Genomic DNA, 469 nt, shown 5'->3' with positions numbered 1-469 from the left:
CCGGCAAGGAAATCATCATCAAGGATGTGATCGCCGATGCGTTCCTGCAGCAGATCCTGATGCGCCCGGCGGATTACAGCGTGATTGCCACCCTGAATCTGAACGGCGACTACATTTCCGATGCGCTGGCAGCGGAAGTCGGCGGGATTGGTATTGCGCCGGGGGCCAATATTGGTGGTTCCGTGTCGCTGTTCGAGGCCACCCATGGCACCGCGCCCAAGTACGCCGGGCAGGACAAGGTCAACCCTGGTTCACTGATCCTGTCTGCGGAAATGATGCTGCGCCACATGGGGTGGAGCGATGCGGCTGATCGGATCATCAACGGCGTGGAAGGCGCGATTGCAGCGAAAACGGTGACCTACGACTTCGAGCGACTGATGCCGGACGCGACACTGTTGACCTGCTCAGAGTTTGGGAATGCGGTGATTGAGCATATGGGCGCCTGAGGCGCCCGACGGGCTCAATAGCT

Annotated in this window: 1 protein-coding gene; it reads left to right on the top strand. The window is 59.9% G+C overall.

The genetic code is table 11. The features are described 5' to 3' along the window. Nucleotides 1-446 (top strand): isocitrate/isopropylmalate family dehydrogenase (locus tag A3730_RS03870; protein ID WP_255364171.1); only part of this gene is annotated, 446 nt, incomplete at its 5' end. Between the last annotated feature and the right edge of the window lie 23 nt (nt 447-469).

The organism is Alcanivorax sp. HI0044, from assembly GCF_001634945.1.
Note: the sequence above shows the minus strand (reverse complement) of the source record. Positions and strands in the feature narration are given on the sequence as shown.